Source organism: uncultured Pseudoalteromonas sp. (assembly GCF_963922945.1).
GTDB lineage: Bacteria > Pseudomonadota > Gammaproteobacteria > Enterobacterales > Alteromonadaceae > Pseudoalteromonas.
This window is the reverse complement of record NZ_CAWUKC010000034.1, coordinates 14,892-39,228: the sequence shown is the minus strand read 5'-3', so window position 1 is coordinate 39,228 and position 24,337 is coordinate 14,892. Positions and strand designations below refer to the sequence as shown.

The following is a 24,337-nucleotide window of genomic DNA, read 5'->3' as shown; positions in this document are numbered from 1 at the left end:
GCAGTTATCGAGCCCACTAGGTTACAAACCTCGCGCCGCGATTAAATGGCCCCTAAATTGAACAAATTTTAATCCTGAAAGGTTAACAGGCCCTAGTGCTAACCCTTTTTTAGTTAAGCGGCATTGCATACGTTATTTTACCTTTCCTTCGTGCTTCTTTAAAAAATCTAAAAAACTTAATAAATATTAATATGCTATCCCCTTTGCTCTGTGTAGGCAGTCATAAAATTTATGAGTATACGAAAGGCCAGTAAGCTTGGTTAATCCGGCTTATTGCTTTTTTTGGTATAGCTTTTGCTCGTAATAATTTACTACCCCTTTATTCGCTCGGTTTTAGCTGCTTTATGAGTAGATAATTCATTTATATCGGTATTTTTTACTTAGTACGAGATGCTAAGCCCACACATAAGGATAGATAATGGCGTCTACTTTTAAACATACACGCGCACATTGGTTTTATGCTTTAGTTGTTACAATTGTAGTGCTAATTATATTCAGAGCAGCAGCACCTTATGCTGTTCAGTATTACGTTAATCAACAGCTTGAACAAACTCAAGGAATTACAGGGCACGTTGGCGATGTAGATTTATATTTATATCGGGGTGCTTATGCCATTGACGATATTGAGATTTATGCTGTAGATGCAACGTCAGCCCCTAAACCTTTGTTGGCGATACAAACCCTTGATTTTTCACTGGCTTGGTCAGCACTTTTAAAAGGTAATTTAGTGACTAACATGGCGTTTACTCGCCCAGAAATTGTTATTTACGACAAAGACCCTTCAAGTACAGAGCAAAACCAGCAAGTTAAGGATGAAACAACTTGGATTGGACTTGCCAATGATCTGGTACTTTTTTCGATTGATACTTTGCTTATTGAAAACGGTAAAGTCACATTGGTAAATGCAACTAACGATGGCGATATGCCGACTTACATTGCAAATATAAACGCTGAGGTTAAAAATATTACCAATGCCCAAAATCTCTCAAAAACGTTAGTAACGAGTTTAAACGTTGAGGGTGATTTAATGGGCGAAGCTGCACTTATTTTAAATGGTAAATTAGACCCCTTTAGTGATGAAGCTAATTTTGATTTTAATGTCGAGGTGCAGCGTTTTTCGGTAAAAAATCTCGAAACTGTTTTTAAGGTCTACACCCCATTTGATATTGAAGCTGGTGGCATTGATGGCGCAATGGAGCTGGCGGCTAATAACAATAACTTAAACGGCTACGTAAAAGCCGGCGTACACGATTTAAGTGTGTTTTCGTGGCGTGAAGATATAGAAAAAGATGATGACGGTTTATTTACTGCTATTTTTGAAGGCAGTATCGATTTACTCAGCTCGCTACTGGAAAACGATGAATCAAAGCTGGTGGCTGCGCGTGTGCCGATAGATGGGCAGTTAGATAATGCAGATGTATCTACTTTTGAAGCTGTGGTCTCGGTTTTAAAAAACGCGTTTTTCGAAGCGTTTAAAATGAAGGTGGATAATGTTATTTCGTTTGAAGATACCCAAGCTCAACAAGATGAATAATTCTAAAGTTTTCACTTAAAATATTACTGTGGGTTAGTCTTTTTAAAGCCCTTTGTATTTACTTAATGCAAAGGGCTTATATATTTTAATTTGGTGTGTTTTTGTTCTCGGCGGTTTTATTTAATAACGTTTTAAGCTCTGCTATTTGCGCTTGCAGTTCTATGACTTGTCCTTGTGTAGCAGGCAGCGTGCTGTTATCTGCTTTGAGTTCTCGCGCACTGCGGTGCTCTTCACCCATTACTTCTAAAATTGCACCCACCATCATATTTAAAAATACAAAGGCAGTTAAAAAGATAAATGTGAGATAGTAAATCCAGCTCAGCTCGTACACCGCCATGGTCTCGTACATAATGTCGGTCCAATCCTCAAAGGTGGCTATTCTAAATAGCGTCAGCATTGAAATGGATACATCTTGCCACAGCACCGGGTTAATATCGGCAAACATCATGCTACCCATGGCTGCGTAAATATAAAAAATAACAAACATAAGCAACGCTATATAGCCCATTTGCGGTATAGCTTTAAGCAGTGAGTTTACCAGTAAACGCAGCTCGGGGATCATCGAGACTAAACGCAATACCCTAAATATACGCAGTAACCTGGCAAGTAACATGGTTGAGCCCGCAGCAGGGTATAAGCTACCAAGTACAATAATGGTATCAAATATATTCCAGCCCTTTGAAAAGAAGTCTTTTATTCCTTTACTTGCAATAAAGCGGATAATCAGCTCAATTAAAAAGAATGTGGTTATGCCTACATCCATCCAATTAAGGATAAATTCTGCTGTTGGGTGAAGAGAATAGGTATGAGCACCTACGGTCAGGGCAGAAACAACAATAACAGCAATAACAAATGATTGAAATATCTTGCTTTTGTCTATACGCTGAAACAACTTTTGTAACTGCGACATCATAATTATGGATCCTATGCAGAGTCTGTTTTTTATGGCGCTAATATACAATAATATTGTTGTGATTTAACGCATTTTTATTACTAAAAATGTAAGGAAATTTAATGTTAATCAGTCAAATATCGAAATGTACGTTGTTGCTTGTGGGATTATTTATACTTGCAGGGTGTAGCTCAGATGCTCGCTTTCACGAAATTCAATCAGCCCGATTAGATGAATGTAATTATAAAGCCGATAAAGAGTATTATGAGTGTCTTGAAAATCAAGATAAAAACTTTGAAGAATACACAAAGCAGCAAAGCGAAAAAACACAATAATTTATGACTAAAACACAAAAATTACGCGACAAACAAATACGCCAAGCCCTCACTAACGCCTGTGAGCAAATAAAAGCAACTTATTATGGTTTTGCTTATTTAACTCACACTATTGATTTTAAAAATGAAGCAAAGTCACTAAAAATAAGCTGCTATTTTGAAGATGATTTAGCCTATCACGAGACCGAGGCTCATTTTTCTCAGCTAGTCGATATTATTAACGCTGAGCTTAATAAAATAAACTTACCGGTAGCGGCTAAGCAAATCTCCTTTTTAGTTGATTAACATTGGTTTGCTAAGCTATGGGCGCTATAATTGGCAAAATTATTTTTAGGATGTTAAAGCATGGCTGTTCCATCGCGTTCACAAATCACACCCGGTACAACCGTCAATATTGTATTAAAAGAAGATCAACGCAGCGGCATATTAACCCAAGGTGTAGTTGAGCGTTTATTAACTAAATCACCTAATCATCCGCATGGTATCAAAGTACGCCTAGAAAACGGTCAAGTTGGCCGAGTAAAAGAGATTTTAGAATGACAGCGTTAACTGAGCAGGAATTTTGGGAGTTAGTTACTACGCCTGATTTAGGCCTCGACCCTCAAAGTGTAAGCGACAATTTAAAAGCTAAACTGAGCCAGCTTACCGACGAGCAACTTATTGCGTTTGATAAATTTTTTGGTATTAACATGCGCAAATCCTTTACCTGGGACTTGTTCGGTGCTGCATTTGTTATGGCAGGGTGTAACGACGAATATGGCTTTAGTGAATTTAGATGTTGGCTTATTTCTCGTGGCGAAACTGTATTTAATAACGCTCTAGCTGAGCCTGACTCACTTGCACAGTGCACGCCAGTGTATTACTTAAATGAGCAACCTTACCCTTACATTGATGAATACGATTTAATTGCGGGTTTACTTTATGAGCAGCGCAATGACGACGAATTGCCGTTTGTTCCATCAGGTGATCAACCGGCAGGTAAACGCTTTAAAGACAAACCTAAGTTTTTAAAGCAAAGCTATCCGCAATTATTTGCAAAATACTGGCAGTAACCTGGCTCTTAGTGGTTTATTTTATTTTGTAAATAAACCGCTTTGTCTTCTCGCACGTAAAACTCAACTCCAGCGCATTACTTTTTGCACTGTGCTATGTTCTTTTTTTAAGTAAATCTCTGTTATAGTTATAAAAGTTAGCACTGTACGTTATTTTTTATGAGGATACGCCCACGTAATGAAAACCGTGTTTTGTTTTTTAATTTCGATTACCTTTATGAGTGCTACAGCAGTGGCAGCGCCAAGTAATAAAAGCCGCTTTATACCGTTATTAAAAACCATGCTTGGTGATTACCACGTGGTAACGGCTAACTCTCCATTGTGTGTTAATAGCCAGTTGAGTTTAATCAACCCAGTTTACCCAGACGCGGGATTTAAATTAGGCGATAACATTGCATTTGAAAGCCTGCATAACGGCACACGTACAACTAAAAAGCCCAACTTTTGTTTTGTAACCAGCTCATTTAGATACAAAAGCGACGGTGTTGATAACAGCTTAAAAATGAGTCGTTGTATAGACCCTGCCAACGAAAAAACCATCAGACAAAGCATTGAATTTACGAGTGCTTCAACGCTCACATATACCCTTAATAATCCCGCGGTAAAGTGCACATTTAAACGACACGTTAATTAGCACTGAATTTGTGGTATATCGTGCCAGCGTGTTGTGTATTGGGGTGATAGGTAGTCTCTGTTCATATGCCAGCCTTGGTTTAGATGACTGCTTGCAAGGGTGAGCGCGCCTTTGCCGTAGCGGTTGTTTATGGTATCAATACACTGCATTAATTTAGGATTATCGGCACTTTGGCTAAATAAATCGCTTTGCTGATACTGCACCGAGGTAAGTTCTAAAGCGCCCACGCCACATTTGTAATAGCGCACACCTGGCTGGTAAATATGGGTAAATACCTCTGATACCGCATTGGCCATGACACAGGTATCGTTAGTGGGAGTTGTAAACTTATATATAAACGACTTTTTACAATAGCGTTCTTCGTGTTTGCCTGTGGCGGCAAATATATAAAGCTGTTTTGCTAATGAACGCTGCCCACGTAGTTTACTAGCCACTGTAGTTACGTGATTACTGAGCGCGGTTTTAAGTGCTGTTGGCTCACAGATCCGCTCACCAAAGCTGCGCGTGGAATATATTTCTCGTTTATCTTGGCGTACATCGTCCCAGGTTAAGCACGCTATACCATTTAGCTCGCTTACTGTACGCTCTACCACCACGCTAAACGCACGGCGCATAGTTTTAGGGTTTTGCTGTGCCAAGTCCCACGCTGTATGTATGTTCATTATGTTAAGCTTTTTAGCTAAGCGTTTGCCTATACCCCATACATCGGCGCAGCTCATTCTTTGTAAAATAGCTTGGCGGCTTTGCTCGTTATCTATAACGGCCACCCCATCAAACCCGCTTAGTTTTTTAGCTGCGTGGTTAGCCGCTTTGGCAAGGGTCGGTGTAGGGCCAAAGCCCACGCCAACAGGGAGTTTTGTTTCGCGCCACACAGTACGCCTCATTGTATGCCCATACTCATGCCAGTTTTTAATAAGTGGCATGTAGCCATTAAAATGCAAAAATGACTCATCAATACTGTATATATACTGTGTATCGCAAAAGCGGCCAATCACGCTCATCATTTTGGCGCTTAAATCGGCGTACAGCTCATAGTTACTCGAACGTACAACCACATTATTTTTCTCAAGCAAATGCTTAACTTTAAAATAAGGGCCAAACTTAGGAATGTTTAAATGCCGAGCAATCGGGCATACCGCACATACGCAGCCATCGTTATTGGTTAAAACCACCACGGGTTTAGAGCGAATAGCGGGGTCGAATACTTTTTCGGCACTGGCATAAAAGGCAACGGCATCGACTAAGGCGTACATTTTAATAACTCTGGGCTTGAACGATGCATTCTGATTGACAGTGTAACTACGCCCTCTAATTGAAACTCATCGGCAGGCGTTAACTGTACCGGCTTATGTAAAGGCGATGCTGAGAGTAACCGGGCATTGGTTTTATCAAGTAACTTACACACGAATAAGCCATTTAAATTAGCCACAATAACATCACCATTATCGGCGTGCTCTGCACGGTCTACTACAAGTAAATCGCCTTCAAAAATACCCACTTCTTGCATCGAGTTTCCCGAGGCAATACCAATAAAGGTGGCATCGGGGTGTTTTATTAATAACTCATCAAGAGAAACACCGAGCTCGGCGTATTGAGCCGCGGGCGATTCAAAGCCACATATACCAGCTTCTATATAAACGGGAACAACAAACATTACACAACCTAAAACGCATATACTGTATAAGTGTACAGTATATGCGTTTTGTATGAGTTATGCCAAGTAATGAAAGGGCGATCAATTCATGTTTTTGATCATTTGCTGCGCGGTAGCTAAAAAGTCTTTGATTTGCTGAGGGTTTAAATTTTTACACATTTGCTCATTTATTTGCTGCTCAGAGGCTAATAACTTATCAAAAAGGTCGTTGCCTTGTTCAGTGAGCGACAATATAAAGCAGCGTTTATCGTGTGCACTTGCTTGCTTGTTTATAAGGTTCAAGGCAATGAGATCTTTAATTAAGCGGGCAATTTGTGCTTTGTCGCGCTGTGTTTTAATCACAATGTCGTTAGCGGTACAGTTAGTTGTATTGGCAATAATATGTATACAGCGTACATGCATAGCATTAATACCAAGGTCGCCTGCATTAATAGCCTCGCGAATGGTTACGCGGTAATTTTGCATCAGTTCAAATAGGGTATTTGATAAAAGCGTGTTCATAAGCTCTCTAATGGTTGACAATGTCAATTAATTTGTTATAGTTGATTTTATCAACCAAAAGGGCGTTGTGCAATGCTTGCTTCAAAAAGCAGCTAATTAATTTGTTAAACGAGGTGATTTTAAATGGGTAAACAAGTTCGCAAAGCTAAAGTATTGAGTACTGAACAAATAACACCGCATTTACAGCGCATTGTTGTAGGCTCAGATGATTTTTCAGATTTAACGCCCGCCCATATTGGCAGCTATGTAAAAGTACTTATTCCGCAAAATGGCCAAGTTGATTTTAATTTAAAAACCGCGTGTATGCGCTCTTATACAATACAAAATGTTGATCCTGCCAGCGGTGCGTTAACACTCGACTTTGTCATTAATATGCATAACGGTCCAGCTACATTATGGGCATCTACCGCACAAGTAGGAGATGATGTAGGTATAGCAGGCCCAGGGCCTAAAAAGCTTGATAACTACCAACACTCTCATTATGTATTATTAGGTGATTTAACGTCTGTAAATGCAATAAAAGGCTATATGCAGCAGTTACCACAAAGCGCTAAAATTGACGCATTTGTACATGTACCTACAAAGCAAGACATTATTGAGTTACACACGCAGCGCATTGCTAATTGGCTAGTTACAGACACTCCTGATACCGATATGCTCAGCGCACTTAATAATTTACCACAAACAAATGAGGCACCTATTGTATTTATGGCATTAGAAGCCGGGTTAGTGCGCAAAGCTAAAACCTTACTTACCCAAGAGTACAATATACCCCGTAGTAATATAGTTTCATCAGGCTATTGGAAAAAAGGCGTTGATTCTGAGGGCTATAAAAAAGAGCGCCAGCAAAGCCCTGAGCTTGCCTAAGCTGTATGGTTCTAGTCGCTTTGTGCTTTTTACTTTTATTTGTTGGTTAACTTGAATTAAATAAATAGCAGACCCACTTAAGTGTTTTATGCTGATGATGAAGCTCATTATTAGTATGCATTTTAAGGAGCTGCTATTTTGTTATCTTCCATTCCTTTCTCGTTATTAGAGCTTGCCCCCATGATAGAGGGGGAAAGCGTTTCTCATACACTTAATAAAACCGCGCAATACGCAAAGCGTGCTGATCAATTAGGGTTTAATCGTTTTTGGCTGGCCGAGCATCATAATATGCCCGGTATCATTTGTGCTGCAACGTCAATATTAGTAGGCCATATAGCCGGTAAAACTGAGCGCATTCGTGTTGGCTCAGGGGGAGTTATGTTACCCAATCATTCACCATTAGTGGTGGCTGAGCAATTTGGTACATTAGAGAGTTTATACCCAGGACGAATTGATTTAGGCCTTGGCCGTGCGCCTGGCAGCGACCCTGTCACCAGCCGTGCACTCAATAATGATATGAGCCGTGCAGAAAATTTCCCCGGCGAGGTAACAGAGCTGCAAACATTATTAGGCCCATACAATGGCACTCATCCAATACGCGCAATTCCAGGAGAAGACACAAACGTACCAATTTGGTTATTAGGCTCAAGTTTATTTAGTGCGCAATTAGCAGCACAAAAAGGCCTACCTTACGTATTTGCTGGGCATTTCGCGCCGCGTTTTGTACATGATGCAATCGCACTATATAAGCGAGAGTTTGAAGCCTCAAATGTTTTAGATAAACCTTATGTGATGCTTGCCCTACCACTGGTTGCGGCAGAAACAGACGAAGAAGCGCAGTACCTCTCTACCACCTCAAAACAACGTATACTTAACTTAATTCGTGGCAAAGAGCTGTGGTTAAAGCCACCGGTAGAGAGTATGGAAGGTTTATGGAGTGAGCAAGAGAAGGCCCACGTAGAAAACTTTTTAAGTTTAAGTGTTGTTGGCGGGCATGTAAGTATAAAGCATAAACTGCAAATGATAGCCAAAGAGCTAGAAGTGGATGAGTTTATATTTACCAATGATGTTTACGACAGCGAAAAACGCCATCGAGCACTCGAAATATTAATGGAAATAAGACATTAATTAATAAAAGAGGGTTTAGTTAAGCAAGCGTACACACACGCCTTGCTAATATCTAGACATCATTAAAAGTGAATACAAAATATTACTTTAAGTGGTGTCTAAATAAACACGAACGATAAATATATGTAGCTTGTTATTAGGGCTCATTTTTGCACTGTTTACCGTTCTGTTTTTTCAATCAAATTGATTTAAACAATCAATTTTAAGATATCACTTTAATTTTTTATAATGACAACATAAACAAAACATCATTAAATTAAAGGAAGGTACACCGTGAACGCTCTAACAACCGCAACGACTCATTCAGTTACTCCTACAGTGCAGCCAAAAGTTGCACTGATAGCTGAAGGCGGCGGGCAACGAGGGATATTCACAGCCGGTGTACTTGATGCTTGGTTAGAGCAAAATTATGATCCCTTTGATTTATTTATTGGCACCTCAGCAGGCTCGCAAAATTTAACAAGCTACTTAGCACGTCAAAAAGGTTATGCAAAACGTTTGATCAGAGGACTCTCTCGCAATAAGCGGTTTTTTCATTTAGGCCGTGGTTTAATGGGTAAACACATTGTTGACTTAGACTGGTACTTTGATAAAACCACTGAGGTAAACAGAGTACTTGATTTTAAAACAGCTAAAAGCAGTTTAGGCGATCGAGAGTTACTTATAACGGCAACCAATACGCGTGACAGAAAAGCCTATTACTTATCGCCAACAGGTGAGGGCAAGCAATGGCGAGATTTATTAAAAGCATCAAGCGCGTTACCTTTTTTGTATAAACAGGGGGTTAAACTAACTCCGTGGTTAGATACAAAAGCGGCTAATGAGGCTGAGCTAGTAAAAGAGCAATCTACAGACGATTTTTATGTAGATGGCGGTTTAGCCGCACCATTACCTGTACGTGAAGCTTATAACCGTGGCGCACGAAAAATTGTAGTAATAAGAACCGTTGATGAGCACTTTCAAGCGCAAACCGCTTGGGTGCAAAAGTTAAGAACATTTGCCTGTGCATCTGGTTACTGCCCAAAAACACTTGATTACTTGATTCAGCACGAGCAAGCCTACTTAGATGAGCTTAATTTTATTGCTAATCCGCCGAGCGACGTAGAAATTATACAAATTTTTGCAGATGAAAAATTACGCAGTAAATTATTAGGCAGTTCAAACGATGATTTACGCTTTGATCATAAACTAGGTGTAAAAGCAGGGCGTGCATACTTAAAAAATCAACATGCACGTATTATTGACTACGCACACAGCTACGCCATGTAGCTGTGTATTTAAACTTGAATCACTACTTGAGTGTGTTGAGCCGTTGAGAGCTAAGTTTTTACTTTTTTAAACTTATTTAAACCTCTCAATGGTAATTTATTGCTCACTGCAGCCCCAATTAAAATAAGTGCTAAAGCTATCAATACAGACCAGCTAAACGGTGCTTGTGCGGCCAATATTAAAATAAACGTAGAGATCACCGGTGTTAAAAAACTAAGCGATGCCAATAGCGTGCGGTTACCAAATTTTAAACCATAATCCCATAAATAAAATGCCCCGCCTACAGGGCCTAACCCAAGTAAAATAGCGCCTAGCCATTGTGATGCAGATAAATTAATTACGCTTGTTTCAAAGTGAAAATGTGCGCAAAGGGCAAGTATTGCCACAATAAGCGAAAGCCAGCCTATGTCATCTACATGGCTATTAAATTTCGACATTAAATAAGAATAGCTCGACCATAGTACTGCGCAGCACCCTGCAAAAAAATACCCTAAATAATATTCACTATTGATTGATAAGCCGCTGCCATCAGTAATTAAACTAAGTGTTCCTAAAAAGCCAAGTAAACCACCGCCAATTACGTTAAATTTACTCCCTGGTGTGGCAACAAACACACCTAGTAGTAGCGGCCAAAGGTACACTATCAAACTCACTTCGATTAATGGGCCATATTTTAAAGCCATAAAATAACAAAAGTGAAACCCAAATAAACCAGTGACCCCTATTATTATTTGTTTTTTAGAAAGCTTAGGAGGGGTTAATAATGGTTGTTTTGTCGCTGCGCGTTTAACTAATAAAATAATAAAAGAGATTGAAAAGCATATAAAAAGTAACTGAAAAGCAGGCAGTGCTTTGGTTAAATTACCTAGTAATGCTAAAAGCCCCCACGAAAATATTGCTAAAAAACCTATGTGTGTTGCCATTAATTACCCTCCGTAAATACTATGTACTGAGTGTAACAATAGTGGGAAGTATAAATATGCTAAAAAGACGGTGTTATTGGTTGCTTAGGCGTAATTTACTGCTTTGTAAACGCTTTCGGTGGCTGCCCAAAGTATAAATTAAAGCGGCGGCTAAACGCTGAGGGATCGTTATAACCAATGCGCTCGCCTACTAAAGCAATAGGTAAGTCTGAATGGGTTAAAAGGGCGCGCGCATGCTGCATTCGTAACATAGTTATATATTGCAGCGCACTCATGTTGGTACTTTTTTTAAACACAGTTTTAAATTGCGTAACGCTTAAACAGGCTATATTTGCCAGCTCTTTTAACGTGTAAGGGTAGGCTAAATTTTGCTTTACCGTGGTTATTACATTGTCTATTCGTTTATCAATATTACTGTGGCTGCTTTGCTCACAAAGTAATAAGTAAAATAAATCAAAAGTTGAACTTGCAAGCTTTTCAGCGCTAACTACGAGCAGTTGCTGCTCTATAAACTGTAAGTAACTTAATAAACGGCTATCTATTGAGATTTTAGGGCATAAAAGGTTAATAAGGTTTTCAGGGAGTGCATCTAAATCTGCCACAATAAAACGGGCGGCTTCATCGGCCGTAAAGGCATGCACTACGTTTTTTTCTATAACGATACAACTGCCCGTACTTACCGTTGTTTTAAAGTCATTATTTAATGTTATGTGTATTTCACCGTGTAGGGGTAAAACGAGTTGATGGTAATTGTGCTGGTGGCGCTTTATATCTTGCGAATAATACCGAATAAAAAGCTTATTCATTGCCTACTCCAATACCTAATAAATAAACCGAGTATTGCCCAAAACACTTTAAGTAAAACATGGCGTTAATTAAAGCTAAGTAGATGACAATAATATACTGGTTTCACTGTTTAAAATGCCTTCTATTTCGCGTACTTGCCTGAGTACGCCATCAAACTCACTTAAATTAGCAGCCTGTATTTCAGCCACTAAATCCCAAGCGCCATTGGTGGTATGTAACTTTGTTAGCTCTGGTATGCCGCGCATGGTTTTAATTACCTGCGAGGTTGATTTACCCACCACTTCTACCATCATAATGGCTCTTACCGCTTCGGTTTCTATGTGTTCGTGAACACGTACTGTAAAACCTAATATAGCGCCGGATGAAACTAAACGATCTAAACGATTTTGTACTGTTCCGCGCGACACTTTTAAAACGTCGGCCAATGCTGAAATAGAAGCGCGGCCATCTTTTCGTAATTCGGCTATTAACGCGTTATCTAATGAGTCATAAATATAAGGGGTCATAAAATGCCTCGCTACTTTTTAATACAAATTACTAAATTTGCACATTAAAGCATAGCAAAATGATAAAAAATAATATTATTTGTATAAAATATTGGCATTTTAACTGTCATCTGTAGTCGATAAACTTATTTCAATTAGTTCATATTGTTATTACAGAGGTATACATGAGTTACTTTATCGCACAGCCAAAACAAGGCGTTCCATTTGTTAGCGTACAAACAATGGCTAAACTTATAAATAAAGTAGGCATAGAAAATGTGTTGTTAGAGCTCACCCAAAAATTAGAGCAAGACTTTGCTCGCTGGCACGAATTTGATAAATCACCACGTTATGCAGCGCACTCACCCGATGGCGTAATAGAGCTTATGCCAGTAAGCGATGGCAAAATGTTTAGCTGTAAATATGTAAATGGCCACCCAAAAAACACCTTTAAGGAGCTTCAAACCGTCGCGGCCTTTGGTATTTTATCGGATGTTGATAGCGGTTATCCGGTTATGATCAGTGAAATGTGTTTACTGACTGCACTACGTACCGCTGCAACCTCTGCATTGGTGGCTAAATACTTGGCACCTAAAAATTCAACAACGCTGACATTAATTGGTAATGGGGCACAGTCTGAGTTTCAGGCACTCGCTTTTAAAGCCGTGTTAGGTATTACCCATATTCGTTTATATGATATTGACCAAAACGCATCTCAAAAGGCTTACAATAATTTAAGCGGTTATGGTTTAAATGTGACTATTTGTAATAGCGCAGCAGAAGCCGTTAAAGGCGCGCATATAATTACAACGTGCACAGCCGATAAAAAAAATGCCACTATTTTAACCAGTGATATGATCCCACAAGGGGTGCACCTAAATGCCATTGGTGGTGATTGCCCTGGCAAAACAGAGCTTGATTCACAGTTACTAGAGCGCGCCACTGTGTTTGTAGAGTACGAACCGCAAACTAGAATAGAGGGTGAAATTCAACAAATGAGCAAAGACTTTGCTGTAACAGAGTTTCATAAAGTAATTAATGAACAGTCGCTAGGGCGAAAAAGTGACGATGAGCTTACGATTTTTGACGGAGTGGGCTTTGCAAGCGAAGACTTTACCGCACTGGTGTATATAAAAGATGCGCTGGTGGCTTTAGATGAGTTTGAATTACTTGATTTAATTACACAACAAGCTGATCCCCGTAATTTGTTTTCGGTACTAAATACGGCCGATACACCTAGCATAACCAAGCAAGGTCAAGTGGCATGAGTTATATAAAACAAGCACCCGAAGCCGTGGTTATGGTGCGTCCGCACCACTTCGTGTCTAATCCACAAACTATGTTAGACAATACTTTTCAAAGTACCTGTAACTCAAAAAATCAGAGTCAGCTCGCTTTTGACGAAGTAACCAATGCGGTAAAGTTGTTACAAAACGAGGGCGTAACGGTTCATTTATTTGAAGACGAATATACACACACGCCGGACTCTGTGTTTCCTAATAACTGGTTTTCAACACATCAAAGTGGTGAGTTAGTTGTTTATCCAATGTATGCAGAAAACAGACGATTAGAATATCGAAAAGATATTATTGATTTTTTGACGAATCACTATAAAGTGTCATCTGTGACTGATTATTCATTTTTAGCGAAAGAAAATGCATACCTAGAGGGCACTGGATCGCTTGTTATCGATCATGCACATAAGCTTGCTTATGCAGTAGAGTCTAAGCGCACTACTAAAACAGTGGTAGATACAGTGTGTGAGCAACTTAAGCTCAAACCTGTTGTATTTAATGCTTATGACGAACAAGGTACTGCGGTTTATCATACTAATGTATTAATGTGTGTAGCCACAGAGTTTGCCATGATCAGCCTAGATATGGTGCCAATAAGTCAGCATAAACAATTAACTAGCCATTTTTTACAAAGCCATTTAGAAGTGATCAACTTAACAAATGAGCAAATAAGTAGCTTTTGCGGCAACGCAATAGAGCTACAAGGTAAAGATGGTCGTATTTTAGCACTCTCACAAACGGCGTTTAATGCACTTACAACCGAACAAAAAGCAGCCATACAAAAAACAGCTAAACTTGTTCCGTTACCTATACCAACCATAGAGTCGGCGGGAGGTTCGGTTAGATGCATGATCGCAGGCATTCACCTGCAAAGTAAATAACCTACCACTAAGTCTACATATTTAAGGCAGCTAAGCTGCCTTAATCTATGGCTAATAAGCATAATAAAATACCTCACACTCTAAAAAGTTTGAGTGAAAACATAAAAAATATAAAAGGATTAGCCCATGTTCGATACCGTTGTAAAAAGTGTAAATGGCCTACTATGGGGAGACGGTCAAATACTGATTTACATACTACTGTTTGCAGGTATTTGGTTTTCGGTTCGGTTAAAAGCAATTCAACTAGTAAAATTTAAGCACATGTTTAGCCTTTTAAAAGGCAGTAGTAAATGCAAAAAAAATAATATCTCATCGTTTCAAGCATTGTGTACCGGCCTGTGTGCACGCGTAGGTACAGGTAATTTAGCCGGGGTGGCCGTTGCTATATCGCTCGGTGGGAGTGGTGCCATATTTTGGATGTGGGTGATAGCCATCTTAGGGATGGCAACAGGTTTTGCCGAAAGCGTACTAGGGCAAGTGTATAAAGTACGCGATAGTGAAGGCGAGTTTAGAGGCGGACCCGCTTATTATATTCAGCAAGGTTTGGGTAGCCGTGCCTTTGCTATTGTGTTTGCTGCGTGTTTATTTTTAGGTTATGGCTTTACCTTTAGCGCCATGCAAACCAACACCATTACCGACGCCCTCAACTATGCATTTCAAGTACCTACCTTTTACTCTGGTTTAGTTATTACTGTATTAGCAGGCTCAATTATATTGGGCGGATTTAAAGCGATAGCCCGCTTTGCAGAGCGAGTAGTGCCATTAATGGGTATATTATTTGTTGCTGCCGCCGTAATTATAACGCTTATAAACTTACCGCAAGTACCTGCCATGCTCAAAGATGTGTTTTTATCAGCGTTTGGTCTGCAAGAAGCTGGCGCAGGGGCAATGGGGGCTGCCATTAAAAATGGTATTCAACGTGGTTTATACTCTAACGAAGCCGGCGCGGGGAGTGTGCCGCATGCTGCAGCAAGCGCAAGCCCAATTCCTAATCACCCAGTAACGCAAGGGTATATACAAATGCTTGGTGTATTTTTTGACACCATTGTACTTTGTAGTTGTACTGCTGTTGTTATTTTATTAGCAGATATAGATATTAGTGGCGAAATGGAAGGCATACGTTTAACGCAAAGCGCCATGACCGCACATTTAGCACAAGGCGGTGTTTACTTTGTTGCAGCAGCTATTACCTTATTTGCTTTTACCTCGGTGGTGGCCAACTATGCTTACGCCGAAAGTAACCTGCATTTATTTAAGCTCGATAACAAAGTAGGGCGCACAATTTATACATTACTTTATTTATCAATGATGCTGTGGGGAGCATCGGCATCATTAAAAGAAGTCTGGGACTTAGCCGATATTGCATTAGGGTTAATGACAGTGGTAAACGTTATCGCTATTATATTGCTCACGCCAACTATTATGTCTGTTAATCGCGACTACAACACACAAAGAGAAAAAGGCATAGAGCCCGAATTTAAAGTAAAAGACGTTAAAGTACAGGGTAAATGCGAAAGCGGCATTTGGGATTGATTCCCGTATTTTAAGCAATTCTAACGATAAAAAGCGGTTTTATGGCAACATAATACCGCTTTTTAATTTTGCATAATTATTCAATTTTGGGTTATGTGAACAGCGCTTAAATATAACAATAATAAGGTAAACTGATTTAATGATCGACATTCACGCAGGTAAAACAGCAGCAAAAATTATTAACGAGCAGGGCTTTAAACCCGAGTTATTTACCTCTTTTTTAGGGGCAAGTGGCGGGCCTAAATGGTTTTCATTATTTGGTTTAGACAAATATATTTTTGGTGAGTTTTTTAAAAACCGAACTCAACCACTTAACTTAATTGGTTCTTCTGCTGGCGCATTTCGATCAGCCTGCTTTGCACAAAACGACCCTGTTGCTGCCATTGAGCGTTTAGCAAAATCGTATTCGCAAACGCGCTATTCTAGTAATAAACCAACACCTGCTGAAATTACATTAAAAGCCCGCGCATTATTAGATGATGTATTTGGGGAGCACGGCGTAACCGAAATTTTAAATAATCCTATTTTTAAAGCGCATTTTATAGTGGCAAAATCGAATGGCTTTATTGCCAGCGAAAATAAATTAATTCAACTTTTAGGTTTATCAAAAAGCTATATGCTTAATCGGGTTAACCGAAAATTATTAGGCTCGCAGTACGAGCGATTTATTTTTGGCGCGCCAAATAGCAACTTATCAATAACCGACAGCTATAATTTTAAAACACAAAACATAGCACTTAGCCAAACAAATTTAAAAGATGCCTTACTCGCATCAGGCTCTATACCACTCGTTATGCAAGGCATAAAGAATATTGCAGGTTCGCCAGCCGGTATTTATCGCGATGGCGGAATAATTGACTACCACTTTGATTTAAAAATTAATAACCCTGGCTTAATTTTATATCCGCATTTTAATAGCGAGCCAAAAGCAGGGTGGTTTGATAAAAATTTAAAACGTAAAGTAGCCCCACAAAATTACGATAACGTGGTGATGATCACCCCATCAAAAAAATTTATCGCCGGTTTACCTTACGGAAAAATCCCAGACAGAAACGACTTTACTGATCTCGATGCAGACACACGCATTAAATATTGGAATACTGTTTTTAGTGAAACTGAAAAGTTGGCTGAGGCATTTGATAAAAAATTAAATAATGAATTAATAATTTAGTATACAATCTATGTACTAAAACAATCTAAATAAAACTTAAAGGGAATTATATATGAAAATATTTATAAGTTGGTCTGGTCATAGAAGTAAAGCAGTAGCTGAAATTTTAAGTGATTGGATAAAGTGTGTTTTACAGGCATCAGACCCGTGGATATCCACAAGGGATATCGATCGTGGAGCGCTTTGGTATACAGAAATATCAGAAAAACTAAAAGACATTTCTGTTGGAATAATTTGCTTAACTAGTGAAAATAAGAATAATCCATGGATACTTTTTGAAACTGGAGCTTTAGCTAAAGGGCTTAAAAGTAGTCGCGTTTGTACATTTTTAATAGACCTTCAGCCTCAAGATATTAAAGATCCTCTGGCGCAATTTAATCATACTCTCCCAGAGAGAGATAGCGTGTGGAGTTTAATACGTACAGTAAATGATTGTTTAAACGAGAAATCGTTAGAATTAAATGTATTAGAAAAAGTGTTCGATACTTACTGGCCACAATTCATTTCTGAATTTGATAAAGGTTTATTAGAAAATCCATTAGAGGAAGAGGTAGTTCCACGTAGTGAACAAGATATTTTAAGTGAAATATTAAAACATACACGGAATTTATCTAATCGAGTATATAATTTAGAAAAAAATACCACACTCTATAAAAACGAAAATATAAAGGAAGTAAGTTCAAGTCAAAAATCGATTTTTAAACTGATTTCAGATATGAAAAAAATTGGAATACCAAGTAGTGAAATTAGAAGTAAATTGAATGAGCTTGGTTTTGAAGAAAATGACGTTGAGTATTTTAACTCAAAAATTCCTTTTATAATTTCAAATGAATTTAATACAACAGAGAACAAATAATTTATCTGAATGCTAAATACATATCTTATCTTTAACTATGTATTTAACATTCTGAAAATAGTTGATTTTTAATCAAATTAAAGCTTATCGGTGCATGTATTTTGAGAATTATTGTAGCTGGGAATAATTAGTCTAAAAGTAACCTTGCATGCAGCTTTAACAATAACCCATAATTTACGTTATGTTAAATTAACTGGTTTATAAGAAAGCGAGCGTGATTATACAAACCAGCCCGCTTTTAGGAGAGTAATTAGGTGTTAATTTAGCTCAGAATCTACCCAAAATTTAGTGCCTTTTAATACTGCTTGAAGTGCAAGGCCGTTTTCGGTTAAAGAATATACGGTAACTTGGTCGGCAATGGCTTCTGCAACCAGTGCTCCACCTTTATCTTCGTATTTTGCTGCTGCATCTGCGTTTCCGCCGAAGGCCCAACCGTGTTCAATAAATCTATTTACTGCCGCTTGATTATGAAAAACCATAACAACGTTAAAATCTTTAACGCCTAAACCAAGCCCTAAACCGGCTTCACCCATATTCATATAGGTTGATTTACCCGTTAAGTTATTTTTTACTACACCGTACCCGCCACCAAAACTGGCTAAAACAACATTAACGTTTGCGTTATCAAATACAGCGTATCCGGCAGAATTGGCAATTTGTTTTTTAACGTCGGGCTTTTTTGCGTATAATTTGTCGAGTGTGGTAGATTTCATACTTTGTACTAAAGCACGTTTTTCGCTAGGTGAAGCACTGCCTGTAGTAGCACAACCTGTCAGTAATACAGTTATTGTAAGTAGGCCTAACACGATAAAATTTTTCATAAAACTTTCCTTAATAAGATTCATACCAATGCGCAATAACAATAATGCTTAAATAAATACACTTTCACTATGTCCAATACTAGACAGTATCGGACTTTAACGTTAAGCTGTAAGTCTATTATTTTATTGAATATTTATACATTATGCTTGTTGCTTTAGTTGATACGTTAAAACAATTACGTTACCAAATTGCTCATCTTGACGACGATACTCTAAATTCAGAATACCCAGAACTTGCATCCTTTATACAGCAAGTTGGCTTGACTGTAACTGAATCAAAGGATGATCTTAAATTCTTATACCAGTTTTTGTATGTGTACGGTCGAAAATCTGAGGCAACATTTAATCGTTTTCGTAACGAGCTTGAACGATTTTATTTGTGGTCTTGGTTAATAGCCAAAAAATCAGTATTCGATTTAAAACGCGAAGATATTGAAGCCTATGTCGATTTTATGGCTGAGCCCGATAAAAAATGGGCATCTACATCGGTGCAATGGCGTTATAAAGATGAGCAAGGCATTCGCCGGTTAAACCAAAATTGGCGCCCTTTTATGTTGAAAGATTCAATTGCGAGTCAGCAAACATTGGCGGCTATGTTTACTGCGCTAAATGTATTTTATAAGTTTGCTATTTTAGAAGAAAAAACTTTTGCTAACTTTATTCCTGTAGTTAAAAAAAATAGCCCCTATTTGGTGGTGCAATCTCAAATTCAGATCCCAGACACATTAAGTGACATACAATGGGAATATGTATTTGGCGTAACACGCGATTTATGTGAAAAAAAACCGGAGCTTGAACGTAACTTATTTACTTTGGCCTGTTTGAAAGGTTTATATTTACGAATTTCAGAATTATCAGAGCGCCCTCAATGGTCGCCTGTTATGTCGCACTTTTGGCAAGATAATGATGGATTTTGGTTTTTACGAATAATGGGTAAAGGTAATAAATTACGAGATGTTACATTAAGCGATGATTTTGTTGAGTATTTAAAACGTTACCGATTATACAGAGGCTTACCTGCCCTACCACGCGTTGATGAATCAGAACCATTGGTGCATAAAATTCGTGGTCAAGGTGGAATGACTGTTAGGCAAATTAGACGTTTAGTTCAGCAAAGTTTTGATTTAGCGCAGCAATCTTTATTAGATGATGGCTTTAAAGATGACGCCGAACAACTTGAAGCGGCAACAGCCCATTGGCTTAGACATACCGGTGCAACACACGATGCGCAAACTCGACCGCTAAAACATTTGTCGGAAGATTTAGGCCATTCGAAAATTGCCACAACCGATCAAATATATATTCAAACAAATATTAAAGAGCGAGCAAAATCTGGCGTTAAAAGGAAAATTTAATGGAATACTTAGTAATCGCATTTATTGGTTTTTTATTTTTAGTTTATTCAATTTCGATTAGGCAACTTGAACGTACCGAAATAACTGGGCCAATGTTTTTTGTAATTGGGGGTGTGCTTTTAGCGTTTATACTTCCCAACGAAGGTGAAAAACTTAAAGCAGGAATAGATTATTTACTACCTTTAATAGAGCTAACGCTGAGTATTTTTTTATTTTCTGATGCGGCTAAATCTAAATTAGGTGTGCTAAAGCATAGTTTTCAGTACCCTAGTTTATTATTATTTGTGGCCCTCCCCTTAACGTTATTATTTGGAACGGCAGTTAGTTTATTTTTATTTGCAGAGTTATCGTTAATTCAATCAGCACTACTGGCAATTATACTTACACCCACTGATGCAGCACTAAGTAAAGGGCTTTTACAAAGTACACAAGTTCCGGAAAAAATTCGCGAAGGTATTAATACTGAAAGCGGCTTAAACGATGGTTTATGTGTTCCAATATTTTTAATTTTTATCATGTTAGCAAAAAATCCCGACACGGCGATTACCGCTTCACACTTTGTGAATGTTTTTTCTAGAGAGCTTGGTTATGCAATGCTGATAGCTGGCATTTCTATAGCTTTATTTATTCCGGCGTTAAATTTTGCAATGCAGCGACACTACTTTGCAAAAAACACCAGTCCATTTTTGCTGTTAGGATTTGCCATGGCTGTTTTTTCTATTACTCAGTACTTTCATGGTAGTGGATTTATAGCGGTGTTTGTTGCCGGTTTATTATTTGATAAATTTTCTGAAACGGATGTTCGCACTGAATTAATTGAAGATTCAGAGCACCTAGCCGATTTTACATCGTTGATGATTTGGTGCTTATTTGGGTTTGTGTGTGTGTACTTAGTAATACCAAAATTAAATACCAATATTTTTGTGTACGCACTACTAAGCACTACATTAATCAGAATAATTCCGGTTATGTTGTCGTTACTATTTACTACACTGAATTGGAAAGAGCGTTTTACTTTTGCTTGGTTTGGCCCGCGAGGATTAGCATCTATTGTGTTTACCTTAATGGTTATAGATACACAAATAGAAAACAAATACGATATTGCTACTATTGCGATGACGACGATTTTATTTAGTGTATTTATACATGGAATAAGTACTAAGCCAATTGCTGATAGCTTTGCACAAAAATCGCAATGATTTATAAAAATAAATCATTATTGGAAGCTTAAACTAAAAAAGGCGTAACTAAATTTAAGTTACACCTTTTTAAGCTAACACATTAGTTTAGCTAAGCACTTGCGCAAGTAGCTCTATAGGGTGTTTAGGTTTAAACTTCTCAAAACGTTTTACTTGGCTGCGGCATGAAAAACCAGTAGATAAAAGTTGCTCTGGTCTATTTTTATTTACTATGGGTTGCCAACTCATTTCGTAAAGTGCACGTGAGTTGTCTTGATTTTGTGCTTCGTGGCCATAAGTACCGGCCATACCACAACACCCGGTATTAGTGGTATTTAGTGTTAATCCAATATCGGCAAAAATAGTTTTCCATACACTGGCTGCTTTTGGCAAAGCGGTTGTTTCTGTACAGTGGCTCAATAATGTAAATTCAGTATCGGTTTTTTGCTTAGCCGATAACGATTTAAATGATTGAGTTTGCAACCATTCATGTGCAAGTTGTACATGAAAATCACCGCGACTATTTTCTAAAATACTATGGTATTCATCGCGATAACACATAACCAGTGAAGCATCTAACCCTACTAGTGGTGCATTAATATCACTAAGTTTATTTAAAAATTCAGCGGCATTTTTTGCTGTTATTTTAAATTCATGCAAAAAGCCTTTTACGTGTTGGGCTTTACCATTCGGTTTAAATGGTAGTAGCATCGGCTTTTTACCAAGTGCAGTGATAAGTGTTATAAAACTTTGTACTAGCTCAGCTTCGTAAAAGCTGGTAAACGGGTCTTGTACTATTAATACGTACTCACTTTGTTCGTTGTTTGAAAGCGAATTTAATAATTCAAAATCAAATTTATGTGCTTTTGCTACACGTTTTTCAAGTGAAGGGACACTGAGTTGCGGTGTATCTACATACCCTACTGTTTTTTTAATTAAATTACTTACTAAGTTTGTTTTAACAATTGGGTTTATCACGCGTGCAAATTTAGACATAACAGGCGCAGATTTTTCAATGTTGGCGACCAAGTAATCTTTAAGTGGGCGTGCGTAATAACTATGATAGTAATTTAAAAAACGAGCTCTAAAAGTAGGTACATCTACTTTAATTGGGCAAGAAGTTGTACATGCTTTACATGCTAAACATTCATCCATCGACTCTTTTACTTCGTGAGAAAAATCGTAAACACCTTTGTTTTTTTCACGGCTATGAACAAAGCGCTCCCACCAGGTGATAACTTCGCCTTTGTTTAGCTCTTTTTCTATTTCAAGCAAATCTACATTTTTAGACTCTTGAAGTCGTAGCCATTCTCGCATTAAAGTTGCACGACCTTTTGGTGAATGACGGCGGTCACCGGTTACCTTGTATGAAGGACACATGGGTGAATTTTCGTCGTAGTTAAAACAAATACCGTTGCCATTACAGGTCATTGCGTTATTAAAACTTGTTTTTACATCGATCGAAATTTGCTTATCGAAGTACGAACGTTTTTGCCCATCTACACTCACAAGTGAGTCTTCACTTTCGATAGGCGTACATATTTTACCTGGGTTTATTCTGTTATTAGGATCGAACGCGGTTTTTATTTTTCGCAGTTGTTTAAATAAATGCTCACCAAAAAACTCAGGACCGTATTCACTGCGGTAACCTTTACCATGCTCGCCCCACATTAACCCGCCGTATTTAGCGGTGAGTTTTACAACTTCATCAGAAATTTTACGCAAAAGTTTTTCTTGCTCCGGGTCGCACATATCTAAAGCCGGTCGAACATGCAAAACCCCCGCATCAACATGTCCGAACATACCATATTGTAGGTCATGACTATCGAGTAATGCTCTAAATTCTACTATGTAGTCGGCTAAATTTTCTGGCGGTACGGCGGTATCTTCAGCAAAGGCCAATGGCTTTTGGCTACCTTTAACATTACCCAGTAAGCCTACAGATTTTTTACGCATTGCGTAAATTTTTAAAATATCACTTTTATTACTGGTGAGCTGATAGCCAATTACGCCATTAGTTTGATTTGTTACGCATTCATCTAATAACGAACACAATGTGTTCACTTTGTCTTTTATATCTTCAGGAGATACAGCATTGAACTCAACCATATTGAGCCCTTGCATATCTTTATTTGGTACGTCGGTTATTAAGTCCGATACTGAATGCCAAATAATATCTTCGCGAGCTAAGTTTAAAACTTTGCTGTCAACGGTTTCTACCGATGTGGCACGCGCGTCAACTAAAAAAGGAGAATGGCGAAGTGCTGAATCAAAACTATCATATTTAATATTTATGAGAGTTTTAAATTCGGCGATTGGAGTTAGGTTTAATTTTGCCTCGGTCACTATACCTAATGACCCTTCTGATCCGGTAATCAACCTGCTCATGTCAAAAGTTTGTAAGTCATCACTTAGCACATGCTCTAAGTCGTAGCCGGTTAAGAATCGATTTAATCGTGGAAATTTTTCTAAAATTGCATCGCGCTCATTTAAAGCAATATCCAATACGGTTTTATATAGATTCCCTACTAATGATTCTTGCTCAGCAATGACTTTAGCTTTTTCTATTTCTATAGGCGATGACACCATAGGGCTGCCATCAACTAAATAGGTAGTAAGACCTAAAACATGATCGCTAGTTTTACCGTACACTAATGAACCTTGACCCGATGCATCGGTACTGATCATGCCACCTATGGTTGCTCGGTTACTGGTTGATAGGTCGGGCGAAAAGAAAAAACCGTACGGCTTTAAAAAATCGTTTAGTTGATCTTTTATTACACCGGTTTGTACTCTAACCCAACCTTCTTCAACATTAATTTCGAGTATTTCGCGCATATAGCGAGACAAATCAACCACTATCCCTGGTGTGAGTGACTGCCCGTTAGTACCTGTACCACCACCACGTGGGCCAAAAGTAAGCGACAAAAATGGGTCGCGAGATGCTGTTTGCAAAGCTAGTTGGATGTCTTTTTCGGTTTTTGGAAAAATAACACCTTGGGGGATCTGCTGATAAATACTGTTATCGGTAGAGGCTGTTAAACGTGTAGCATAACTTGCGTCGGTGTCTCCGCTAAACCCCTGTTTTTGTAGTGTACTTAAATAGTTTGCGACCAGCTCTGTTGCTGCATCTTGCTGTGTAATTGTTGCTATCATGACGGCGATA

At 38.4% G+C, this 24,337-nt stretch carries 25 protein-coding genes; 16 read left to right on the top strand and 9 right to left on the bottom strand.

From position 1 onward, the window contains the following. The first annotated feature begins 418 nt into the window (after positions 1 to 418). The gene (locus AABI99_RS09325; protein WP_338365435.1) at positions 419 to 1,534 is read left to right on the top strand and encodes a DUF748 domain-containing protein; all 1,116 of its coding nucleotides are present in this window, start codon (positions 419 to 421) and stop codon (positions 1,532 to 1,534) included. A gap of 85 nt (positions 1,535 to 1,619) precedes the next feature. Here the strand turns inward: AABI99_RS09325 and AABI99_RS09320 are convergent, their stop codons facing one another. Continuing rightward, complete coding sequence (locus tag AABI99_RS09320; RefSeq protein ID WP_338365434.1) at positions 1,620 to 2,447, bottom strand: ion transporter; 828 nt, start codon at positions 2,445 to 2,447, stop codon at positions 1,620 to 1,622. Positions 2,448 to 2,548: 101 nt separating this feature from the next. Between AABI99_RS09320 and AABI99_RS09315 the strand changes: the two genes are divergently transcribed. From AABI99_RS09315 to AABI99_RS09295, 5 genes are all read left to right on the top strand, one after another. Continuing rightward, positions 2,549 to 2,761, top strand: a complete 213-nt coding sequence (locus AABI99_RS09315; protein WP_338365433.1) for a hypothetical protein — start codon at positions 2,549 to 2,551, stop codon at positions 2,759 to 2,761. A gap of 3 nt (positions 2,762 to 2,764) precedes the next feature. Beyond that, entirely contained in the window at positions 2,765 to 3,046 is a 282-nt protein-coding gene (locus AABI99_RS09310; RefSeq protein ID WP_338365432.1) for a hypothetical protein, read from the top strand. A gap of 60 nt (positions 3,047 to 3,106) precedes the next feature. Further along, entirely contained in the window at positions 3,107 to 3,301 is a 195-nt protein-coding gene (locus tag AABI99_RS09305; RefSeq protein WP_338365430.1) for a YwbE family protein, read from the top strand. Then, positions 3,298 to 3,813, top strand: a complete 516-nt coding sequence (locus tag AABI99_RS09300; protein WP_338365429.1) for a DUF4240 domain-containing protein — start codon at positions 3,298 to 3,300, stop codon at positions 3,811 to 3,813. The genes AABI99_RS09305 and AABI99_RS09300 overlap by 4 nt, the downstream gene beginning before the upstream one ends. A 178-nt stretch (positions 3,814 to 3,991) precedes the next feature. Beyond that, positions 3,992 to 4,447, top strand: a complete 456-nt coding sequence (locus AABI99_RS09295) for a hypothetical protein (RefSeq protein WP_338365427.1) — start codon at positions 3,992 to 3,994, stop codon at positions 4,445 to 4,447. Here the strand turns inward: AABI99_RS09295 and AABI99_RS09290 are convergent. The 3 genes from AABI99_RS09290 to AABI99_RS09280 form a co-directional block, all read right to left on the bottom strand. Beyond that, positions 4,444 to 5,700: a Y-family DNA polymerase gene (locus AABI99_RS09290; protein WP_338365426.1), complete on the bottom strand. Its 1,257-nt coding sequence runs from the start codon at positions 5,698 to 5,700 to the stop codon at positions 4,444 to 4,446. The two genes, AABI99_RS09295 and AABI99_RS09290, sit on opposite strands and share 4 nt — an antisense overlap. After that, on the bottom strand, positions 5,688 to 6,101 hold the full coding sequence (locus AABI99_RS09285; RefSeq protein ID WP_338365425.1) for a S24 family peptidase: 414 nt from the start codon (positions 6,099 to 6,101) through the stop codon (positions 5,688 to 5,690). The genes AABI99_RS09290 and AABI99_RS09285 overlap by 13 nt, the downstream gene beginning before the upstream one ends. A gap of 81 nt (positions 6,102 to 6,182) precedes the next feature. Further along, on the bottom strand, positions 6,183 to 6,602 hold the full coding sequence (locus AABI99_RS09280; RefSeq protein WP_338365423.1) for a MarR family transcriptional regulator: 420 nt from the start codon (positions 6,600 to 6,602) through the stop codon (positions 6,183 to 6,185). Positions 6,603 to 6,725: 123 nt separating this feature from the next. Between AABI99_RS09280 and AABI99_RS09275 the strand changes: the two genes are divergently transcribed. The 3 genes from AABI99_RS09275 (at position 6,726) to AABI99_RS09265 (ending at position 9,866) form a co-directional block, all read left to right on the top strand. Next, positions 6,726 to 7,469: a siderophore-interacting protein gene (locus AABI99_RS09275; protein WP_338365422.1), complete on the top strand. Its 744-nt coding sequence runs from the start codon at positions 6,726 to 6,728 to the stop codon at positions 7,467 to 7,469. Between the two features lie 138 nt (positions 7,470 to 7,607). Then, positions 7,608 to 8,597 carry an LLM class flavin-dependent oxidoreductase gene (locus tag AABI99_RS09270; RefSeq protein ID WP_338365421.1) on the top strand — a complete coding sequence of 330 codons (990 nt, stop codon included), beginning with the start codon at positions 7,608 to 7,610 and terminating at the stop codon, positions 8,595 to 8,597. A gap of 273 nt (positions 8,598 to 8,870) precedes the next feature. Continuing rightward, on the top strand, positions 8,871 to 9,866 hold the full coding sequence (locus tag AABI99_RS09265; protein ID WP_338365419.1) for a patatin family protein: 996 nt from the start codon (positions 8,871 to 8,873) through the stop codon (positions 9,864 to 9,866). Positions 9,867 to 9,916: 50 nt separating this feature from the next. Here the strand turns inward: AABI99_RS09265 and AABI99_RS09260 are convergent, their stop codons facing one another. From AABI99_RS09260 to AABI99_RS09250, 3 genes are all read right to left on the bottom strand, one after another. After that, positions 9,917 to 10,789 (bottom strand): EamA family transporter, encoded by an 873-nt coding sequence (locus tag AABI99_RS09260; RefSeq protein ID WP_338365417.1) that lies wholly within the window; start codon positions 10,787 to 10,789, stop codon positions 9,917 to 9,919. Between the two features lie 95 nt (positions 10,790 to 10,884). Further along, positions 10,885 to 11,595, bottom strand: a complete 711-nt coding sequence (locus AABI99_RS09255) for an AraC family transcriptional regulator (RefSeq protein WP_338365414.1) — start codon at positions 11,593 to 11,595, stop codon at positions 10,885 to 10,887. A 75-nt stretch (positions 11,596 to 11,670) separates the two neighbouring features. Beyond that, positions 11,671 to 12,102: an Lrp/AsnC family transcriptional regulator gene (locus AABI99_RS09250; protein WP_055254207.1), complete on the bottom strand. Its 432-nt coding sequence runs from the start codon at positions 12,100 to 12,102 to the stop codon at positions 11,671 to 11,673. A 164-nt stretch (positions 12,103 to 12,266) separates the two neighbouring features. Here AABI99_RS09250 and AABI99_RS09245 point away from each other — a divergent pair, with 164 nt between their 5' ends. The 5 genes from AABI99_RS09245 to AABI99_RS09225 all read left to right on the top strand — a co-directional run bounded on the left by AABI99_RS09245 (position 12,267) and on the right by AABI99_RS09225 (position 17,817). Beyond that, positions 12,267 to 13,349 (top strand): ornithine cyclodeaminase, encoded by a 1,083-nt coding sequence (locus AABI99_RS09245; protein WP_338365407.1) that lies wholly within the window; start codon positions 12,267 to 12,269, stop codon positions 13,347 to 13,349. Beyond that, entirely contained in the window at positions 13,346 to 14,257 is a 912-nt protein-coding gene (locus AABI99_RS09240; protein WP_338365404.1) for an arginine deiminase-related protein, read from the top strand. The genes AABI99_RS09245 and AABI99_RS09240 overlap by 4 nt, the downstream gene beginning before the upstream one ends. Positions 14,258 to 14,383: 126 nt before the next feature. After that, positions 14,384 to 15,790: an alanine/glycine:cation symporter family protein gene (locus AABI99_RS09235; RefSeq protein ID WP_338365402.1), complete on the top strand. Its 1,407-nt coding sequence runs from the start codon at positions 14,384 to 14,386 to the stop codon at positions 15,788 to 15,790. A 139-nt stretch (positions 15,791 to 15,929) separates the two neighbouring features. Beyond that, positions 15,930 to 16,961 (top strand): patatin-like phospholipase family protein, encoded by a 1,032-nt coding sequence (locus tag AABI99_RS09230; RefSeq protein WP_338365399.1) that lies wholly within the window; start codon positions 15,930 to 15,932, stop codon positions 16,959 to 16,961. Between the two features lie 52 nt (positions 16,962 to 17,013). After that, a complete protein-coding gene (locus tag AABI99_RS09225) occupies positions 17,014 to 17,817 on the top strand; it encodes a toll-Interleukin receptor (RefSeq protein WP_338365396.1) in 804 nt (267 codons plus the stop codon). A gap of 257 nt (positions 17,818 to 18,074) precedes the next feature. Here AABI99_RS09225 and AABI99_RS09220 read toward each other — a convergent pair whose 3' ends face one another. Then, positions 18,075 to 18,638: a YSC84-related protein gene (locus tag AABI99_RS09220; protein WP_338365395.1), complete on the bottom strand. Its 564-nt coding sequence runs from the start codon at positions 18,636 to 18,638 to the stop codon at positions 18,075 to 18,077. A 143-nt stretch (positions 18,639 to 18,781) separates the two neighbouring features. On the opposite strand from AABI99_RS09220, the gene AABI99_RS09215 reads away from it, so the two are divergent. Then, on the top strand, positions 18,782 to 19,993 hold the full coding sequence (locus AABI99_RS09215; protein WP_338365394.1) for a tyrosine-type recombinase/integrase: 1,212 nt from the start codon (positions 18,782 to 18,784) through the stop codon (positions 19,991 to 19,993). Next, positions 19,993 to 21,192 (top strand): cation:proton antiporter, encoded by a 1,200-nt coding sequence (locus AABI99_RS09210; protein WP_338365393.1) that lies wholly within the window; start codon positions 19,993 to 19,995, stop codon positions 21,190 to 21,192. Before AABI99_RS09215 ends, AABI99_RS09210 begins: the two co-directional genes overlap by 1 nt. Positions 21,193 to 21,279: 87 nt before the next feature. Here the strand turns inward: AABI99_RS09210 and AABI99_RS09205 are convergent, their stop codons facing one another. Continuing rightward, a complete protein-coding gene (locus AABI99_RS09205) occupies positions 21,280 to 24,327 on the bottom strand; it encodes an FAD-binding and (Fe-S)-binding domain-containing protein (RefSeq protein ID WP_338365392.1) in 3,048 nt (1,015 codons plus the stop codon). Positions 24,328 to 24,337 lie beyond the last annotated feature (10 nt).

Excerpts from the sequence above, each read along its gene's own strand:
- AABI99_RS09325 (WP_338365435.1), top strand. The coding sequence starts at position 419 with ATGGCGTCTACTTTTAAACATACACGCGCACATTGGTTTTATGCTTTA.
- AABI99_RS09320 (WP_338365434.1), bottom strand. The coding sequence starts at position 2,447 with ATGATGTCGCAGTTACAAAAGTTGTTTCAGCGTATAGACAAAAGCAAG.
- AABI99_RS09315 (WP_338365433.1), top strand. The coding sequence starts at position 2,549 with ATGTTAATCAGTCAAATATCGAAATGTACGTTGTTGCTTGTGGGATTA.
- AABI99_RS09310 (WP_338365432.1), top strand. The coding sequence starts at position 2,765 with ATGACTAAAACACAAAAATTACGCGACAAACAAATACGCCAAGCCCTC.
- AABI99_RS09305 (WP_338365430.1), top strand. The coding sequence starts at position 3,107 with ATGGCTGTTCCATCGCGTTCACAAATCACACCCGGTACAACCGTCAAT.
- AABI99_RS09300 (WP_338365429.1), top strand. The coding sequence starts at position 3,298 with ATGACAGCGTTAACTGAGCAGGAATTTTGGGAGTTAGTTACTACGCCT.
- AABI99_RS09295 (WP_338365427.1), top strand. The coding sequence starts at position 3,992 with ATGAAAACCGTGTTTTGTTTTTTAATTTCGATTACCTTTATGAGTGCT.
- AABI99_RS09290 (WP_338365426.1), bottom strand. The coding sequence starts at position 5,700 with ATGTACGCCTTAGTCGATGCCGTTGCCTTTTATGCCAGTGCCGAAAAA.
- AABI99_RS09285 (WP_338365425.1), bottom strand. The coding sequence starts at position 6,101 with ATGTTTGTTGTTCCCGTTTATATAGAAGCTGGTATATGTGGCTTTGAA.
- AABI99_RS09280 (WP_338365423.1), bottom strand. The coding sequence starts at position 6,602 with ATGAACACGCTTTTATCAAATACCCTATTTGAACTGATGCAAAATTAC.
- AABI99_RS09275 (WP_338365422.1), top strand. The coding sequence starts at position 6,726 with ATGGGTAAACAAGTTCGCAAAGCTAAAGTATTGAGTACTGAACAAATA.
- AABI99_RS09260 (WP_338365417.1), bottom strand. The coding sequence starts at position 10,789 with ATGGCAACACACATAGGTTTTTTAGCAATATTTTCGTGGGGGCTTTTA.
- AABI99_RS09255 (WP_338365414.1), bottom strand. The coding sequence starts at position 11,595 with ATGAATAAGCTTTTTATTCGGTATTATTCGCAAGATATAAAGCGCCAC.
- AABI99_RS09250 (WP_055254207.1), bottom strand. The coding sequence starts at position 12,102 with ATGACCCCTTATATTTATGACTCATTAGATAACGCGTTAATAGCCGAA.
- AABI99_RS09245 (WP_338365407.1), top strand. The coding sequence starts at position 12,267 with ATGAGTTACTTTATCGCACAGCCAAAACAAGGCGTTCCATTTGTTAGC.
- AABI99_RS09240 (WP_338365404.1), top strand. The coding sequence starts at position 13,346 with ATGAGTTATATAAAACAAGCACCCGAAGCCGTGGTTATGGTGCGTCCG.
- AABI99_RS09235 (WP_338365402.1), top strand. The coding sequence starts at position 14,384 with ATGTTCGATACCGTTGTAAAAAGTGTAAATGGCCTACTATGGGGAGAC.
- AABI99_RS09230 (WP_338365399.1), top strand. The coding sequence starts at position 15,930 with ATGATCGACATTCACGCAGGTAAAACAGCAGCAAAAATTATTAACGAG.
- AABI99_RS09225 (WP_338365396.1), top strand. The coding sequence starts at position 17,014 with ATGAAAATATTTATAAGTTGGTCTGGTCATAGAAGTAAAGCAGTAGCT.
- AABI99_RS09220 (WP_338365395.1), bottom strand. The coding sequence starts at position 18,638 with ATGAAAAATTTTATCGTGTTAGGCCTACTTACAATAACTGTATTACTG.
- AABI99_RS09215 (WP_338365394.1), top strand. The coding sequence starts at position 18,782 with ATGCTTGTTGCTTTAGTTGATACGTTAAAACAATTACGTTACCAAATT.
- AABI99_RS09210 (WP_338365393.1), top strand. The coding sequence starts at position 19,993 with ATGGAATACTTAGTAATCGCATTTATTGGTTTTTTATTTTTAGTTTAT.
- AABI99_RS09205 (WP_338365392.1), bottom strand. The coding sequence starts at position 24,327 with ATGATAGCAACAATTACACAGCAAGATGCAGCAACAGAGCTGGTCGCA.